At 63.1% G+C, this 15,938-nt stretch carries 18 protein-coding genes; 16 read left to right on the plus strand and 2 right to left on the minus strand.

The window, feature by feature from the left end; all coding sequences use genetic code 11:
- Positions 1-18: 18 nt before the first annotated feature.
- The 9 genes from IE101_RS11785 (at position 19) to IE101_RS11825 (ending at position 6,752) form a co-directional block, all read left to right on the plus strand.
- A complete protein-coding gene (locus tag IE101_RS11785; RefSeq protein WP_189634033.1) occupies positions 19-699 on the plus strand; it encodes a DUF2062 domain-containing protein in 681 nt (226 codons plus the stop codon).
- A 31-nt stretch (positions 700-730) separates the two neighbouring features.
- Positions 731-1,471, plus strand: a complete 741-nt coding sequence (locus IE101_RS11790; RefSeq protein WP_189634034.1) for a pyridoxine 5'-phosphate synthase — start codon at positions 731-733, stop codon at positions 1,469-1,471.
- Positions 1,468-1,890: a holo-ACP synthase gene (acpS, locus tag IE101_RS11795; RefSeq protein ID WP_189634035.1), complete on the plus strand. Its 423-nt coding sequence runs from the start codon at positions 1,468-1,470 to the stop codon at positions 1,888-1,890. The genes IE101_RS11790 and acpS overlap by 4 nt, the downstream gene beginning before the upstream one ends.
- Positions 1,891-1,946: 56 nt before the next feature.
- Complete coding sequence (lepB, locus tag IE101_RS11800) at positions 1,947-2,735, plus strand: signal peptidase I (RefSeq protein WP_189634036.1); 789 nt, start codon at positions 1,947-1,949, stop codon at positions 2,733-2,735.
- Positions 2,732-3,421: a ribonuclease III gene (gene rnc / locus IE101_RS11805; RefSeq protein WP_189634037.1), complete on the plus strand. Its 690-nt coding sequence runs from the start codon at positions 2,732-2,734 to the stop codon at positions 3,419-3,421. Before lepB ends, rnc begins: the two co-directional genes overlap by 4 nt.
- Complete coding sequence (gene era / locus IE101_RS11810; protein ID WP_189634038.1) at positions 3,414-4,325, plus strand: GTPase Era; 912 nt, start codon at positions 3,414-3,416, stop codon at positions 4,323-4,325. Before rnc ends, era begins: the two co-directional genes overlap by 8 nt.
- A 6-nt stretch (positions 4,326-4,331) precedes the next feature.
- Positions 4,332-4,667 carry a DUF1491 family protein gene (locus IE101_RS11815; protein WP_189634039.1) on the plus strand — a complete coding sequence of 112 codons (336 nt, stop codon included), beginning with the start codon at positions 4,332-4,334 and terminating at the stop codon, positions 4,665-4,667.
- Positions 4,668-4,729: 62 nt separating this feature from the next.
- On the plus strand, positions 4,730-5,455 hold the full coding sequence (gene recO, locus IE101_RS11820; RefSeq protein ID WP_189634040.1) for a DNA repair protein RecO: 726 nt from the start codon (positions 4,730-4,732) through the stop codon (positions 5,453-5,455).
- Positions 5,456-5,534: 79 nt separating this feature from the next.
- Positions 5,535-6,752: an MFS transporter gene (locus IE101_RS11825; protein WP_189634041.1), complete on the plus strand. Its 1,218-nt coding sequence runs from the start codon at positions 5,535-5,537 to the stop codon at positions 6,750-6,752.
- Positions 6,753-6,782: 30 nt separating this feature from the next.
- Here the strand turns inward: IE101_RS11825 and IE101_RS11830 are convergent, their stop codons facing one another.
- Together IE101_RS11830 and IE101_RS11835 are read right to left on the minus strand one after the other, a co-directional pair.
- The gene (locus tag IE101_RS11830; RefSeq protein ID WP_189634042.1) at positions 6,783-8,447 is read right to left on the minus strand and encodes an acyl-CoA dehydrogenase family protein; all 1,665 of its coding nucleotides are present in this window, start codon (positions 8,445-8,447) and stop codon (positions 6,783-6,785) included.
- 179 nt (positions 8,448-8,626) lie between these two features.
- Positions 8,627-10,225 carry a phosphoenolpyruvate carboxykinase gene (locus tag IE101_RS11835; RefSeq protein WP_189634043.1) on the minus strand — a complete coding sequence of 533 codons (1,599 nt, stop codon included), beginning with the start codon at positions 10,223-10,225 and terminating at the stop codon, positions 8,627-8,629.
- Positions 10,226-10,574: 349 nt separating this feature from the next.
- On the opposite strand from IE101_RS11835, the gene IE101_RS11840 reads away from it, so the two are divergent.
- From IE101_RS11840 to IE101_RS11870, 7 genes are read left to right on the plus strand one after another with little or no spacing between them, the layout of a single operon-like run.
- Positions 10,575-11,276, plus strand: a complete 702-nt coding sequence (locus IE101_RS11840; protein WP_189634044.1) for a response regulator transcription factor — start codon at positions 10,575-10,577, stop codon at positions 11,274-11,276.
- A gap of 9 nt (positions 11,277-11,285) precedes the next feature.
- Positions 11,286-12,977 (plus strand): sensor histidine kinase, encoded by a 1,692-nt coding sequence (locus IE101_RS11845; RefSeq protein ID WP_189634045.1) that lies wholly within the window; start codon positions 11,286-11,288, stop codon positions 12,975-12,977.
- A gap of 35 nt (positions 12,978-13,012) precedes the next feature.
- Positions 13,013-13,396: an HPr kinase/phosphorylase gene (locus IE101_RS11850; protein ID WP_308429871.1), complete on the plus strand. Its 384-nt coding sequence runs from the start codon at positions 13,013-13,015 to the stop codon at positions 13,394-13,396.
- 5 nt (positions 13,397-13,401) lie between these two features.
- Positions 13,402-14,310, plus strand: coding sequence for an RNase adapter RapZ (gene rapZ / locus IE101_RS11855; RefSeq protein WP_373296115.1), 909 nt, complete (start codon positions 13,402-13,404; stop codon positions 14,308-14,310).
- Between the two features lie 7 nt (positions 14,311-14,317).
- Positions 14,318-14,737: a PTS sugar transporter subunit IIA gene (locus tag IE101_RS11860; RefSeq protein ID WP_189634048.1), complete on the plus strand. Its 420-nt coding sequence runs from the start codon at positions 14,318-14,320 to the stop codon at positions 14,735-14,737.
- On the plus strand, positions 14,734-15,003 hold the full coding sequence (locus IE101_RS11865; protein WP_189634049.1) for an HPr family phosphocarrier protein: 270 nt from the start codon (positions 14,734-14,736) through the stop codon (positions 15,001-15,003). Before IE101_RS11860 ends, IE101_RS11865 begins: the two co-directional genes overlap by 4 nt.
- A gap of 12 nt (positions 15,004-15,015) precedes the next feature.
- A complete protein-coding gene (locus tag IE101_RS11870) occupies positions 15,016-15,867 on the plus strand; it encodes a lysophospholipid acyltransferase family protein (RefSeq protein ID WP_229804125.1) in 852 nt (283 codons plus the stop codon).
- The last annotated feature ends 71 nt before the right edge of the window (positions 15,868-15,938 follow it).

The raw sequence follows: 15,938 nt of genomic DNA on the forward strand, positions 1-15,938 counted from the left end.
CGGGCAGGAACCAAAGACGTGGTATTCAAGCGGCGCGACAAGCGCTCCTACATGCAGATGACGCGGGATTTCATCTATCCCAAGGGCGGGTTCCGCCGTGCCATCCAGTATGTCATTCATCGCATGCGCCGCCTGCCCGATCAGCCCCACCGGATCGCGCGCGGGGTCTTTGCCGGGACATTCGTGAACTTTCCGCCGCTGTTCGGGGTGCAGATGGTTTCGGCGGCGGCGCTGGCTTGGGTGCTGCGGGGCAATATCCTTGCGGCGCTGCTGGCGACGTTCTTGTCGAACCCGTTGACCACCCCCTTCATTGCGATGGGGTCGCTCAAGCTCGGCCATTGGATGCTGGGGATCGAGGCGCCGCTGAATTTCCATTTCGTGCTGGCCGCGTTTACCGAGGCGGGCGTGCAAATCTGGCACAACTTCCTTGCGCTCTTTACCAGCGACGTCACCCAGTGGGACAAGCTGATCGATTTTTTCTGGTTCCTCTACTGGCCCTACACCATCGGGTCGATCCTGCCGGGGATCTTTTTCAGTTTCCTGACCTACTATCTCACCATCCCTTTAGTTCATGCCTATCAGAAGTTGCGCGCCGCCAAGTTCAAGGAACGTTCGGAAAAGCGTAAAGCGTTGAAGGCGCGCATCGCGGCGATGAAATCCTCTGCCGCGGGGGATGACGAGGCGCCCGGCGGACCGTAAGGTCGGCGCCGAGAGAGCGAAGGAGAGACCCATGCAACGGCTGCGGCTAGGTGTGAACATCGACCATGTGGCAACGGTGCGGAATGCCCGCGGTTCGGTCTGGCCCGATCCGCTGCGGGCTGCCCTGCTGGCAGAGGCTGCGGGGGCGGACGGCATCACAGCCCATCTGCGTGAAGACCGTCGCCACATCCGCGACGCGGATATCGAGGCGCTGCGCGCCGGAATCGGCATCCCGCTGAATTTCGAATGCGCCGCCACCGAAGAGATGCAGGCCATTGCCCTGCGACTGAAGCCCCATGCCGTCTGTCTGGTCCCCGAACGGCGCGAGGAACGGACGACCGAAGGCGGGTTGGATGTGCTGGGCGATGAAGCGCGGCTGAAGGATTACATTGCGCCCCTGCGTGAGGCGGGCTGCCGGGTCAGCATGTTCGTGGGGCACGATCCGCGGCAGATCGAAGCTTCGGCCCGCATTGGCGCGGCGGTGGTGGAACTTCACACCGGGCTTTATTCCGAACTTCACGCCGATGGCCATCAGGCCGAGGCAGAGGCAGAGCTGGCTGCGCTGGTGGAAGGCGCGCGCATCGCGGCCGGGCTGGGCCTTGAGGTGCATGCCGGTCATGGTCTGACTTATGACAATGTCGCGCCCATTGCCGCCATCCCCGAAGTGATGGAGCTGAACATCGGCCACTTCCTGATCGGCGAGGCGATCTATATCGGCCTTGGCCCCGCCATCGAGGAAATGCGCCGCCGCATCGATGAGGCGCGCGCTTGATTCTCGGCATCGGCAGCGATCTGGCCAATATCGACCGGATTGCCGCCGTGCTGGAACGGCACGGCGCCCGCTTTCGTGACCGCGTCTTTACCCCGGCCGAACAGGCCCGGGCCGAGGCGCGGCCGATGACGGTTGCAGGCACCTACGCCAAACGCTGGGCTGCGAAAGAGGCTTGTTCCAAGGCGCTTGGCACCGGCCTGCGGATGGGGATAAGCTGGCGCGACATGGCGGTCACGAACCTGCCCACGGGCCAGCCAGTGATGACCGTCACGGGCTGGGCGGCTGAACGGCTGGCGCAGATGACCCCGCCGGGGCATGAGGCGGTAATTCATGTCACGCTGACCGATGATCACCCCTGGGCGCAGGCCTTCGTGGTGATCGAGGCGCGCCCCTGTGCGGCCAACCCCAGCGAAACTTGACTCCTTCCCCTGCGGCGCGCATGTAGCGCGCCAGAAACTGACAAGAGGCAGCCCAGATGGCGAGCAAGGACAAATCCGAAGGCGGTATCGTCGAGACGATCAAGACGGTGGTCTGGGCGCTGCTCATCGCCGGGGTCTTCCGCACGCTGTTCTTCCAACCCTTCTGGATTCCGTCGGAGTCGATGAAGGACACGCTGCTGATCGGCGACTTCCTCTTTGTCAACAAGATGGCCTATGGCTATTCGCGCTATTCCTGCCCCTTCGCGATCTGCCCGATCGAGGGGCGGCTGTTCGCTTCGGAGCCGGAGCGTGGCGATGTCGTGGTCTTCCGCCACCCGGTGAACGGGTCGGATTTCATCAAGCGTCTGATCGGCCTGCCGGGTGACCAGATTCAGGTGAAGAACGGCGTCCTCTGGATCAATGGGCAGGAAGTTCCGCAGGAACCCGCGGGCACCTTCCAGGAGGTCTATGAGCCGCAAGGCCCGATGGGCAACCTGCCGCGCTGCGAAAACGCGCCGGTGGGGCAGGGGGGCATCTGCACCCGGTCGCGCTTCATCGAAACGCTGCCCAATGGCGTGAAACACGCCGTGCTGAACATCGACGCCAACGGCTATGGCGACAATACCGATGTCTTCACCGTGCCGCCGGGGCATTATTTCTTCATGGGCGACAACCGCGACAACTCGACCGACAGCCGCTATAGCCAGACCGTGGGCGGCGTGGGCATGCTGCCTGCCGAATATCTGATCGGCCGGGCGGATCGCGTGATCTTCTCTTCGGCCGGCAAGTCGATGCTGTTCTTCTGGACCTGGCGCGCCGACCGCTTCTTCAAGGCGATCGAGTGAAGCTCTCTGCCGATCTTCTGGCCTTTCAGGGCCGTCTGGGGCATAATTTCCGCACGCCCGAACTGCTGGTGCGTGCTGTGACGCATGCCTCGATCTCGTCCTCGACACGGCCCGACAATCAGCGGTTGGAGTTTCTGGGCGACCGGGTGCTTGGCCTTGTCATGGCCGAGGCGCTGCTTGCTGCCGATGAACAGGCGGCCGAAGGGCTGCTCGCCCCGCGCTTCAACGCCTTGGTCCGCAAGGAAACCTGCGCCGACATCGCCCGCGCGCTGAGCCTGGGCGAGGTGCTGAAGCTCGGCCGGTCCGAGATGATGTCGGGGGGGCGGCGCAAAGAGGCGCTGCTGGGTGACGCGATGGAGGCGGTGATTGCCGCCGTCTATCTTGATGCGGGCTTTGCCGCGGCGCGTGACGTGGTGCTGCGTCTCTGGCAAGATCGCATCACGGGGGTCGAGATTGACGCCCGCGACCCGAAGACCGCGCTGCAGGAATGGGCGCAGGCCCGCGCGCAGACGCCGCCGACGTATACCGCACTGGGGCGCGAAGGCCCCGATCATCAACCCGTCTTCACCGTTGAGGTCCGTCTGGCCTCGGGTGAGGCGGAAACCGCCAAGGCGGGAACGAAACGCGCGGCTGAACAGGCCGCAGCAAAGGCGCTTTTGGCGCGGATGGAGGGCCGGCATGGCTGAACAACGGGCTGGCTTCGTGGCGCTGATCGGCGAACCGAACGCCGGGAAATCGACGCTTCTGAACCGTATGGTCGGCGCCAAGGTGTCCATCGTGACGCATAAGGTGCAAACCACGCGCGCGCGCATCCGCGGGGTGTGCATGGAAGGCGACGCCCAGATCGTCTTTGTCGATACGCCCGGCCTGTTTCGCCCGCGCCGCCGGCTCGACCGTGCCATGGTCGCCGCGGCCTGGGGGGGCGCGGCGGATGCCGATATCATCGTCCTTCTGGTTGAGGCGCATCGCGGCCTGACCGAGGGCACCGCCGCCATCATCGACGCGATGAAGGACCGTATCCCGCAGGGGCAGCAGGTCGCGCTTGCGATCAACAAGATCGATCGGGTCAAGGCCGAGAACCTGCTCGCGCTGGCGCAAAAGATGAACGACGCCTTCCCCTTCGTTGAGACCTTCATGATCTCGGCCGAAAAGGGCTATGGCGTGGACAAGCTGCGCGAATGGCTGGCCTCGCAGGTGCCGAAAGGTGCCTGGTTCTACCCGGAAGACCAGATCGCCGATCTGCCCATGCGGATGATCGCGGCCGAGGTCACGCGCGAAAAGCTGACCCTGCGTCTGCATGAGGAGCTGCCCTATCAGCTGACCGTCGAGACGGAAAAGTGGGAGGACCGCCCCGATGGTTCGACCCGCATAGATCAGGTCGTCTATGTTGCGCGCGACGGGCACAAGGGCATCTTGCTGGGCCACAAGGGCGAGACGATCAAGGCCATCGGTCAGGCCGCCCGCGCCGACCTGATGGAGTTTCTGGATCGGCCCGTCCACCTCTTCCTGCAGGTGAAGGTGCGGCCGAACTGGCTGGATGAACCCGACCGCTATTCCGAAATGGGCCTTGATTTCAAGGACGGCGACTGATCCGCCATGCAGCCGCGACTGGCGACCGGGCTTTGGGTTTCGGCCTATCTGACGCGGCTACGGCTGGCCGATATCCCGCATTACGTGACCGCCCGGGGGGATGAAACCTCGGGCGCGGTGATTGTGAAATGCGCGCTGCTGAACGGGCAGGCGCGGGCCTATCAGCGTAGCTATGATCTGATGTCCGATCAGCGCATCTGGGTGCTGCTGGCGGAAGGGGACGAGCCCGCGGTCGATGCCGCGCTTGCGAAGGCCCGCAGCCGGGACCCCGATCTTTGGGTGATCGAGCTTGAGGACCGCGCGGGCCGCACCATGCTGGAGGAAGAGGGGCTGGCTTCCTGACCCGTCGCCGTTTACGCTTTGTTCAGGGCTTCGTGCCAAGGTAGCGGAAGGCGTTTTCGAGGATGGAGTGGAGGGATGAAGGCACGGTGATCCTGTCCCGCCCCTATGGCGAGACTTCGGCGATCATCGAGGTTCTGACGGCGGATCACGGGCGTCATGCCGGCGTGGTGCGGGGCGGCGCCTCGCGCAAGGTGGCGGGAACCCTGCAGCCGGGCAGTCAGGTCGCGGTGGCTTGGCGTGCGCGGCTGGATGATCAACTTGGCAGTTTCACGGTGGAACCTCTGGCCAGCCGGGCGGGCTTGCTTGCAGATCGTCTGGCGCTGGCGGGGCTGAATGCGATCTGTGCCATGCTGCATCTGGCGCTGCCAGAGCGACAGCCGCACCCAGAGCTTTACAGGCAGACCCAGGCGCTGCTGGCCGCTCTGGCGCGGGATGTGGATTGGCCTGCCGCCTATCTGCGGTGGGAGATGATCCTGCTGGAGGAGCTGGGCTTTGGCCTTGATCTGTCGCGCTGTGCGGTGACGGGGCAGCGCGAGGATCTGGCCTATGTCAGCCCGAAATCCGGCCGCGCAGTCAGCCGTCAGGGTGCAGGGGATTGGGCGGCCCGGCTTTTCCCGCTGCCGCTGGGCCTGCAGGGCCAAGGCCCGATGTCGGGGGCAGAGTTGCAGCAGGGCTTTGCCATCACGGGCCATTTCCTCGCGCGCGAGCTGGCGGTTCTGCGCCGCGGTCTGGTCCTGCCCGAAGCACGTGCACGGTTGATCGATCTTCTCGCCCGCGGCGAGCGCTGATCGTCAGATACGACACGAAATGTCGCGCCGTGCAAAGACGCGCGGCGGCCTTTCGGGGCCAATGACCGAGGAGAGCGTCATGGCCAACAAATACATCCCCCTCATGCTTCGTCATTCCGCAACACCGCGGATTGAGGCTTTCGCCGTGCTTGCCGGGCTTGAGGCTGCGGTGCGCGGTGTGCTGATCTCGGTCATGCCGATCGTGATGTATGAGGCCGTGCAGGACGCGGCGGTGGTGAGCCGTGTCTATTTCCTCGTCGGGCTTTGTTCGATGGTCTGGGGGCTGATGGTGCCTTGGGCCACGCGCTTCTTGCCCCGCCGCTGGATGTATTCCACGGGATGCGGGCTTTATCTGATTGCGATGCTGCTTGCGGCGCAGGGTGGACCGGTCGCGGTGCCGCTGGCGCTATTATGCATGGCGCTGGCAACGGCAACCTGCTTTGTCTGCTTCAATGCCTATGTGCTGGATTATGTCGCCCGTGCGGATCTGGGCCGCACGCAGAGCCTGCAGATGTTCTACGCCGCAACCCCATGGGCCGTGGGGCCGATGCTGGGTGTTTGGCTGCGCGATCACGGGGCGGCGCTGCCCTTTCTGCTGGCGGCGGTCTGCGCGCTCTTGCTGCTCTCGGCGTTCTGGGTTTTGCGGCTGGGCAATGGCAAGCAGATCCAGCGCGCCCGCGGCCCGGCGGTCAACCCGCTGGCCTATCTGGGCCGTTTCTTCCGCCAACCGCGGCTGATTGCGGGGTGGCTATTTGCGGTCATTCGCAGCTGCGGCTGGTGGGTCTACGTCGTCTATTTGCCGATTTTCTGCATTGAGGCCGGTCTGGGTGACAAGGTGGGCGGGGTTGCCTTGTCCATTTCGAACGCCTTGCTGTTTCTGACGCCGGTCCTCTTGCGTCTGGTGCATCGCACCTCGGTCCGGCGGGCGGTGCGGGGCGCGCAATTGCTTTGCGCCATCACCTTTACCGCGGCCGGTCTGCTCTCGGCCTGGCCCTGGATAGTGGTGGCGGGGCTGATGATCGGCTCGACGGGCCTTGTCATGCTGGATACGGCCGGTGGCCTGCCCTTCATGATGTCGGTCAAACCGTCTGAGCGGGTGGAGATGGCGGCGGTCTATTCCAGCTTCCGCGATGTCTCGGGCATTCTCACGCCGGGGGTTGCGTGGCTTGTGCTGCTGGCGGCCCCGATCGCGGGCGTCTTTGTGGCCAGTGGCCTCGGCTTTGCGACCGCCTGGGGCATTGCCGGAAAATTGCATCCCCGCCTCGGTGTGGCGCGGCCATCCCGAGGCGGGGCATAGGTCTGCCGGGGGCCATCCGGCAGACCGCTCTCAATCAAGCAGGCGGCGGGCGATGACCTGCGCCTGAATTTCGGCAGCGCCTTCAAAGATGTTCAGAATGCGCGCATCGCAAAGGATGCGGCTGATCTGATATTCCAGCGCGAAACCGTTGCCGCCATGGATCTGCAGCGCATTGTCCGCAGCCGACCAGGCGACCCGCGCACCCAGCAGCTTGGCCATGCCAGCTTCCAGATCGCAGCGCTTGTCATGGTCTTTCTGCCAAGCGCTGAAATAGGTGAGCTGGCGCGCGATCATGATCTCGACCGCCATCATCGCCAGTTTCGCGGCAATGCGGGGGAATTCGATCAGCGATTTGCCAAATTGCTTGCGGTCTTCGGCATAGCGCATGCCGGTTTCCAGCGCCGATTGCGCCACGCCAATCGCGCGGGCGCCGGTCTGGATGCGGGCCGATTCAAAGGTCTGCATCAGCTGCTTGAAGCCCTGACCTTCGACGCCGCCCAGCAGGTTTTCACCCTTGACCTTGAACCCGTCAAAGCCGAGCTCGTATTCCTTCATCCCGCGATAGCCCAGAACCTCGATTTCGCCGCCCGTCATGCCGGGGGTCGGGAAGGGGGCTTCATCCGTGCCGGGGATCTTCTCGGCCAAGAACATCGACAGGCCGCGATAATCGGTGGTGTTCGGGTCGGTCCGGGCCAGCAGCGTCATCACATGGGTGCGCGCGGCATGGGTGATCCAAGTCTTGTTGCCGGTCACTTCCCAATCGTCGCCGGTTTTCACGGCGCGGGTGCGAAGGCTTCCCAGATCGGACCCGGTATTGGGTTCGGTAAAGACGGCGGTCGGCAGGATCTCACCGCTCGCAAGCTTGGGCAGCCATTGCGCCTTTTGGGCGGTTGTGCCGCCGCAGAGGATCAGTTCGGCGGCAATTTCGCTCCGCGTGCCGAGCGAGCCGACGCCGATATAGCCGCGCGAGAGTTCCTCGGAGACAACGACCATCGAGGCCTTCGACAGGCCGAAGCCGCCAAATTCCTCGGGGATGGTCAGGCCGAAAACCCCCATCTCGGCGAGCGATTCGATGATCTCCATCGGGATCAGCTCATCCTTGAGGTGCCATTCATGCGCATGGGGCACGACCCGGTCATCCGCGAAGCGGCGGAACTGGTCGCGGATCATCTCCAGCTCTTCATCCAGGCCAGTTGCGCCAAAGGTGGCGCGGCCGTGATTTTCGCGCATCAGCGCGACGAGCGCGAGGCGTGCCGCATCGGTGTTGCCCTGCGCCATCAGCTGCGCTGCAGCGGCGCCCGGCGTCCAGCTGAGGCCAAGGTCGGAAAGGCGCGCGGTTTCCAACTGCGACATCGGAATGCCGCCCGCGATCTGCGAGAGATATTCGCCAAAGCCGATCTGCAGGATCAAGGCTTCCATGTCGCCAAAGCTGCCCTGTTCGGACAGGCGGTCAGCCCAGGATTGCAGCTGCCGCAGGCTTTCGGTGTAGGTGGCAAGCCAGGACAGGGCATGCGCCGCGAACTGATGCTGTTCCAGCGCCGCGGAAGAGATCTTCCCCCCCAGCGTCACGCGACCGCGCAGGGCCTCTTTCGCCTCGGCGAACAGGGTCCCCACCTCGGGCAGGGCCGCTGCGGTGAGCGTTTTCAGATCAGCGAGCAGGGGCGACTGGGGCACGGCTTGTCCATCATGCGGCATGGCGATTCCTCGGGTTCTGCACTTGCGAAATGGGTAGCTTGTTTGCAGTCGCAGCGCAACAAAAATTCAAACTATGACGCTTTGGTGTAGGAAAATGACTTTTGGAAATATTCAGGCCTGGCGAAGCGCAAGAAAAAAGGGGCCTCGAAAGGCCCCTTTTCCCAAGATATTCAAAGGCTTCAGCCGATGGCTGCGGCCTTGACGTCCTGATCGATGTAGGGAACGTATTGGCCGAAGTTCTCGGCGAACATCGAGACAAGTTTGGCGGCCTGCGCGTCATAGGCGGCCTTGTCGGCCCAGGTGTCGCGCGGGTTCAGCAGCGTGGTGTCCACACCTTCCACCGCGACCGGCACTTCAAAGCCGAAGTTCGGGTCCTTGCGGAATTCGCCCTTCGACAGCGACCCGTTCAGGGCAGCAGTCAGCAGGGCGCGGGTGGCGCGGATCGGCATGCGCTTGCCGGTTCCATAGGCGCCGCCAGTCCAGCCGGTGTTGACCAGCCAGCATTCAGCGCCGAACTGGGCGATCTTTTCCTGCAGCAGCTTGCCATAGACTTCGGGGCGGCGGGGCATGAAGGGCGCACCGAAGCAGGTCGAGAAGGTCGGCGTGGGTTCCACGACGCCGCGCTCGGTGCCCGGGGTCTTCGAGGTGAAGCCCGACAGGAAGTGATACATCGCCTGCGCCGGGGTCAGACGCGCGATCGGCGGCAGCACGCCATAGGCGTCGCAGGTCAGCATGATCACATTCTTCGGGTGGCCGCCCAGACCGGTGTCCGACGCGTTCGAGATATAGTCGAGCGGGTAGGCGCAGCGCATGTTCTCGGTCAGGCTCGAATCCTGGAAGTCGAGTTCAAGCGTTTCCGGATCGTAGACCATGTTCTCGATCACGGTGCCAAAGCGCGAGGTGGTGCCGTAGATTTCCGGCTCGGCCTCGGCGCTCAGGTTGATGGTCTTGGCGTAGCAGCCGCCTTCGAAGTTGAAGCTGCCCTTTTCCGACCAGCCATGTTCGTCATCGCCGATCAGGATGCGCGACGGATCGGCCGAAAGGGTGGTCTTGCCGGTGCCCGACAGGCCGAAGAACACCGCCGTGTCATCGGGGTTGCCGATGGCATGGTTGGCCGAGCAGTGCATCGCCATCACACCCTTGGCCGGCAGGATGTAGTTCAGCAGGGTGAAGACCGATTTCTTGTTCTCGCCCGCATAGGCGGTATTGGCGATCAGAATCAGCTTCCGGTCAAAGTTCAGCGCGATGACCGTTTCCGTGCGGCAGCCGTGCCGGGCCGGATCGGCCTTGAACGACGGACAGTTGATGATGGTGAATTCCGGCACGAAGCTGTCCAGCTCGCTCCGTTCGGGGCGGCGCAGCATGTGACGGATGAAGAGGCCGTGCCAGGCCAGTTCCGTCACCACGCGCACGTCGAGCCGATGCGCGGGGTCAGCACCGGCATAGAGATCTTGCACGAAGTACTCGCGGCCCTTCATGTGGGCGGTCATGTCCTCATAGAGACGATCGAAGGCCTCGGGGGCCATCGGGGCATTGTTTTCCCACCAGATCGAGTCTTCGACGGCAGGGGTGCGGACGACGAACTTGTCTTTCGGCGACCGGCCGGTGAACTGCCCGGTCGAACACAGGAAAGCACCGCCTTTGCCAAGACGCCCTTCGCCGCGACGCACCGCCGCCTCGACCAGCGCCGGTTCGATGTCGTTGTAATAGACCGTTCCCAGACCGCTGATGCCTTGTGCTTCGAGGGTGTGGCTGGGGTTCACGCGTCCATGCGTCATGTGCAAGCTCCCGGTGCCGCGGCTGGCGCGGCTTCTTTCGGTTCAAATCGGCAGCATGGGCCAGATAGCTACCGGTCAGGCCCCGACGTGTGACCTGACAACCGCCCTATAACACGCGGTTTTCAAACAGGAATAGCGACTTTTCGGTCTGTTAGCGCAACCATCTCAGGTTTAGCGATACCATTCTGCGATCACACGCAGGCGTGATGCAATTTAGCCATTTGTTTAGAAATTCAGGTGACTATCGACCCGTACTAAAGGTGTGATTCGTAGTTTCGTGTTGATTCTTTATGGCGAAAAAAGGACAGTGTTCGCAAAACCAGAACAATGAGCAGAACGGGAACCGGACATGTCCAGGATCGCGCTTGTGGACGATGACAGGAATATCCTGACATCGGTCGCTATGACGCTCGAGGCCGAGGGCTTCGAGGTGGAGACTTACAACGACGGTCAGTCGGCTTTGGACGCCTTCAACCGACGGCTCCCCGACATGGCGGTGCTGGACATCAAGATGCCCCGTATGGATGGCATGGATCTGCTCCAGCGCCTGCGCCAGAAGACGACGATGCCTGTGATCTTCCTGACCTCGAAAGATGATGAAATCGATGAGGTTCTGGGTCTGCGGATGGGCGCGGACGATTACGTCAAGAAGCCTTTCAGCCAGCGTTTGCTGGTGGAACGCATCCGCGCGCTGCTGCGCCGGCAAGAGGTGATGACGGCTGGTGAGGTGACGGTCACTGAGGAAACCAAGATCATGGAGCGCGGCAATCTGCGGATGGACCCGCTGCGCCATGCCGTGACCTGGAAGGGGCAGGATGTCTCGCTGACCGTAACGGAATTCTTGCTGCTGCAGGCACTTGCGCAGCGCCCCGGGTTTGTCAAAAGCCGTGACCAGCTGATGGATGTGGCTTATGACGATCAGGTCTACGTCGATGACCGCACCATCGACAGCCATATCAAGCGCCTGCGCAAGAAAATGCGCGCCGCGGACTCTGAGTTTTCGGCTATCGAAACGCTCTACGGGATCGGGTATCGTTACAACGAAGAGTGATCCTTCAGGATGGCCGTGGCGTATCGGATCAGAGCGAAAGCCCAGGAACCTGCCGCCCGTCCGGGCGAGGTGGTTCTGGGTGAGGACTGGGTCAGCCCCGAGGCACTGGCCGAACAAGAGCTGCGCGCGCACAAATCTCGCCGTGGCCTGGTCGCGCTGAATCATTCGCCTCTTGCCCGGAAGATCGTGATCTTCAACATGATGGCCATCGTCGTCATGGTCGCGGGGGTTCTGTTTCTCAATCCCTTCCGCGACAGCCTGGTCCTGCAGCGTGAACAGGGCCTCGTCACCGAAGCGCAGCTGGTTGCCGGAATTCTGGAGGCCCGCCTGCCGGGCGACGGATCTTTGGGGGATGCGGCTGGGGCCATTGCCGCCGCTCCGATCGGCCCTGGTGTCGAGGTGCGTATCTTCGATGCGGCCGGCCGCGAGACGGCCCGCGGGTTGGGGGCAGTTCGCCCGATTCTTGCCGAGCAGCGATCAACCCTGATCACCGATTTTCTGAATCTGATCTGGAATTTTGTTTCCGGTCTCATGGCCGGCGATTCGGCCGCGCCCGCTACCCCGGACACAGCTGCCTTGCTCCGACAGATCCTGCCCGAAGCACAGGCTGGCTCCACCACGGTCAAAACCGCGCGCGAGCTTGAGGGCGGGACCGTCTTTTCGGTTGCCACCCCCATTCGGGACCGCGGGGTCGTGGTGGGGGTGGTCGGCCTCACCTCGCCCGAGGGAGAGATTGATCGCCTGGTCCGCTATGAGCGCGAGCAGGTCTTGCAGATGTTCGTGATCGCCCTGCTGGTGTCGATCGGGCTCAGCCTGGTGCTGGCCTCGACCATCGCCAATCCGCTCAGCGATCTTGCGGCCGCGGCCGAGCTGGGGCGAGACCGTGATGCACGGAAGATGGCTCCGGGGCGCGTGCGAATCCCCGATCTGACGGCCCGGCCTGACGAAATCGGCCGCCTGTCGGTTGCGATGCGGGGCATGGTGGCCGCGCTTTACGACCGGATCGACGCGAATGAACAATTCGCCGCCGATGTCGCGCATGAGATCAAGAACCCGCTCGCCTCGCTGCGGTCTGCCGTGGCGTCGATGCATTTCGCCAAACGTGATGACCAGCGGCTGCGGCTTCTGGAGGTGATCGACCATGACGTGCGCCGCCTCGACCGGCTCGTCAGTGACATCTCCAACGCCTCGCGGCTTGACAGTGAACTGGTCAAGGAAGAGGAGGAGGAATTCAACCTCCTGAAGACGCTTGGTAATCTTTCAGAGTATCTGGGACAGCAGGCGTCGGAAAAGGGTGTTGAATTCATCACCGATCTGCCCGCCGACCCGATTGTCATCCGTGGGCTTGAAGCTCGTCTGGCGCAGGTCTTCGTGAACCTCATCACCAATGCGATTTCCTTCTGCGAGGAGGGCGATGCCGTGCGTGTCTGGGCGCGTCGTCGTGAAAATCGTGTCCTTGTGGTGGTCGAGGATACGGGCCCCGGCATCCCGGAACAGGCGCTGACCAAGGTCTTCAAGCGGTTCTACTCCGAGCGCCCACAGGGGGATTTCGGCAATCATTCCGGACTCGGTCTCGCGATTTCCAAACAGATCGTCGAAGCGCATGGCGGCGTGATCTGGGCCGAGAACATCCGCCCGACACAGGCGGATATCACCTCGGAACCGTTGGGCGCACGGTTCGTCGTGGGCCTGCCGGTGTGACCGCTGCCCCCCATCTGCATGCGACCTGCGTTGCAGTGGACGGAAGGGGGCTTTTGATCCTTGGCCCATCGGGATCTGGAAAATCGCGCCTTGCGCTGCAGTTGATGGCCTTCGGGGCGGCTTTGGTGGCCGATGATCAGGTGCTGCTGAATGCCGCTGAGGGCAGGCTGATGGCGGCGGCACCGCCCCGGATCGCCGGAATGATTGAGGCGCGGGGCGTCGGTTTGTTGCGTGCCACCCCGGTTGGGCCCATCCCCGTTGTTCTTGTGGTCGATCTGTCCCGGCCAGAGCCAGACCGGCTGCCTCCATCGCGTCAGATTGAACTATTTGGCTGTCGCATCCCCCTTGTCCTTGGTCGGGATGCAGATCATCTTTCTTATGCGCTTCTGCAGTATCTGAAAGAGGGGCGACGGGCCTGAGGATGATGGACGGCGTGACACAATCGGCGAAGGACCACGAACTCGTACTGGTGACGGGCCCTTCGGGTGCGGGCCGTACGACCGCCATCAATGCCTTCGAGGATCTCGGCTACGAGGTTATCGACAACCTGCCGCTGAGCCTCATCCCCCGCCTGATCGACGGACCGCCGCTGGGCCGCCCGATCGCGTTGGGGGTTGATGTCCGCAACCGTGATTTCAACGCAACCGCGCTGATTGAGCTGATTGATACCCTTACACGCGATCCGCGCGTGCAGCTTTCGTTGCTTTACCTCGACTGCGGTCCGGATGAGCTGGTACGGCGTTACAATGAAACCCGGCGCCGCCATCCGCTGGCCGTGGCCGAAACGCCGGCGCTTGGCATCACGCGCGAGATGGACCTGCTGGCGCCGATCCGGGTGCGCGCCGACCATCTGATTGATACCTCTGGCATGTCGCCGCATGACCTGAAGGCCGAAATTGCCGATTGGTTTGATCGCGCCGGGGTGCCCGGTCTTGCGGTTTCGGTGCAGAGTTTCAGCTACAAACGGGGCCTGCCGCGCGGCCTCGACATGGTCTTCGACTGTCGCTTCCTTGCGAATCCCCATTGGGTGCCCGAGCTGCGGGCGCTGGACGGGCGCGACGCGGCAGTTGCCGCACATGTGCAATCCGACCCGCGATTTGAGGAATTCACCACAAGGTTGCGTGATCTTCTTCTGTTTCTCCTTCCGGCCCATAAGGCCGAGGGCAAGGCCCATCTCGCCATCGGGTTCGGCTGCACGGGGGGGCAACATCGCTCTGTCGCAGTTGCAGAAATGATGGCCAATGCGCTTGCAGAAGCGGGCTGGTCGGTGTCAAAACGACACAGGGAACTTGAACGGCGGTCGGCCTCTGGCCGACCCTTGGGATCTGGGTGATCGGGGTTTGATCGGGATCGTGATTGTGGCTCACGGCGGACTGGCACGAGAGTATCTCTCGGCAGTGGAGCATGTTGTGGGCCGACAGGATGCAATGAGCGCGATCTCGATCGAAGACGATCATGATCGCGGTGCGAAATCGGCCGAAATCTGCGCGGCGGCAGATTCGGTGGACCGCGGCGAAGGTGTCGTCGTGGTAACGGATATGTTCGGCGGATCGCCTTCGAACCTGTCCTTGCCCGCCTGCGCCGCGCGAAATCGTCGTATCCTCTATGGCGCAAATCTTCCGATGCTGATCAAGCTGACGAAATCGCGCGAACTTCCGCTTGCGGAGGCAGTAAGCCTCGCGCTTGACGCCGGGCGCAAGTATATCAACAGCCTCGATCTGGGTGGGGATGTCCCGCCGGAAGAAGGGGGACGGGCATGAACATGCGCCAGTTGAAAATCGTCAATGAAAAAGGCCTGCACGCCCGCGCCTCGGCCAAGTTCGTCGAATGCGTCGAAGGTTTTGATGCCCAGGCCGAAGTGACGAAAGACGGCATGACGGTTTCTGGCGATTCCATCATGGGCTTGCTGATGCTGGGTGCCTCGCGCGGGACATTCATCGATGTCAGCACCTCGGGCACGCAGGCAATCGAATTGGCTGATGCGCTTGAGGCGCTTGTCGCCAATCGGTTTGGTGAAGAACAGTAAGGCGGATCACGCGTGACACACCCGGATGAGACCCCCCGCGAGGTGCGTCAGTATGACATGCGCCGCCTGTCCTATGCAGGCACCTTCTCGAACCCGTTCAAGGCGGGCACCATCCGTGCGATCGAATGGCTGACCGCCAAGGTCACGCTGTTGCGCCTGATCCGCAAGTTCGAAGCCTCGGGCGCACCGTTTGGGGTGCCGTTCTGGCCGAAGGCGATCCGGACCATGGGGATCGAAATTCGGACCCCGGCCGAGGAAATCGCGCGCATCCCGGCGACCGGCCCGGTGGTGGTGGTCGCGAACCACCCCCATGGGCTGGTGGATGGCATGGTCATGGCCGAAATGGTCGCGCGCGTGCGGGGGGATTTCAAGATCCTGACCCGGTCGCTTCTGACCGGCATCCCCGAAATTGAGGAATTCATGATCCCCGTGCCTTTCCCACATGAGGAAAATGCGCGCGAACTCGGGCTAGAGATGCGGAACCAGACCATGGCGCATCTGAAGCGCGGTGGTTTGATCATCCTCTTTCCAGCCGGCAAGGTTGCGATGTCCGAGGGCTGGTGGGGCCCCGCGATCGAGGCCGAATGGAACGTCTTCACGCACAAGATGGTCCGAACCTCGGGCGCGACCATTGTGCCGATGCGTTTTACCGGGCAGAACAGCCGCGCCTTTCTGATCGCCAACAAGCTGTCGGATACGCTGCGTCAGGGCCTTCTGCTCTATGAAATCAAGCGCGCCCTGTTCAAACCGCAGCGCCCCTATATCGGGCAGCCTATCCCTGCCTCTGAGCTGGACAAGTGGGAAGGCAATCCGCGCGGCTTCCTGGCCTGGCTGCGCGAACATACCCTCTCGCTCGGGGGCTGAGGTCAGCGGGTGGGAACGGGCGTTTCGCCGCGGTAGTCGTAGAAGCCGCGGCCGGATTTGCGGCCGAGCCA

The sequence above is a fragment of the Gemmobacter lanyuensis genome (assembly GCF_014652355.1).
GTDB classification, from domain to species: domain Bacteria; phylum Pseudomonadota; class Alphaproteobacteria; order Rhodobacterales; family Rhodobacteraceae; genus Gemmobacter; species Gemmobacter lanyuensis.

What these genes read in the sequence shown, in the direction of transcription:
- IE101_RS11790 (WP_189634034.1), top strand. Translation starts at nt 731, where the DNA reads ATGCAACGGCTGCGGCTAGGTGTGAACATCGACCATGTGGCAACGGTG.
- lepB (WP_189634036.1), top strand. Translation starts at nt 1,947, where the DNA reads ATGGCGAGCAAGGACAAATCCGAAGGCGGTATCGTCGAGACGATCAAG.
- era (WP_189634038.1), top strand. Translation starts at nt 3,414, where the DNA reads ATGGCTGAACAACGGGCTGGCTTCGTGGCGCTGATCGGCGAACCGAAC.
- IE101_RS11815 (WP_189634039.1), top strand. Translation starts at nt 4,332, where the DNA reads ATGCAGCCGCGACTGGCGACCGGGCTTTGGGTTTCGGCCTATCTGACG.
- recO (WP_189634040.1), top strand. Translation starts at nt 4,730, where the DNA reads ATGGAGTGGAGGGATGAAGGCACGGTGATCCTGTCCCGCCCCTATGGC.
- IE101_RS11825 (WP_189634041.1), top strand. Translation starts at nt 5,535, where the DNA reads ATGGCCAACAAATACATCCCCCTCATGCTTCGTCATTCCGCAACACCG.
- IE101_RS11830 (WP_189634042.1), bottom strand. Translation starts at nt 8,447, where the DNA reads ATGCCGCATGATGGACAAGCCGTGCCCCAGTCGCCCCTGCTCGCTGAT.
- IE101_RS11835 (WP_189634043.1), bottom strand. Translation starts at nt 10,225, where the DNA reads ATGACGCATGGACGCGTGAACCCCAGCCACACCCTCGAAGCACAAGGC.
- IE101_RS11840 (WP_189634044.1), top strand. Translation starts at nt 10,575, where the DNA reads ATGTCCAGGATCGCGCTTGTGGACGATGACAGGAATATCCTGACATCG.
- IE101_RS11845 (WP_189634045.1), top strand. Translation starts at nt 11,286, where the DNA reads ATGGCCGTGGCGTATCGGATCAGAGCGAAAGCCCAGGAACCTGCCGCC.
- rapZ (WP_373296115.1), top strand. Translation starts at nt 13,402, where the DNA reads ATGGACGGCGTGACACAATCGGCGAAGGACCACGAACTCGTACTGGTG.
- IE101_RS11865 (WP_189634049.1), top strand. Translation starts at nt 14,734, where the DNA reads ATGAACATGCGCCAGTTGAAAATCGTCAATGAAAAAGGCCTGCACGCC.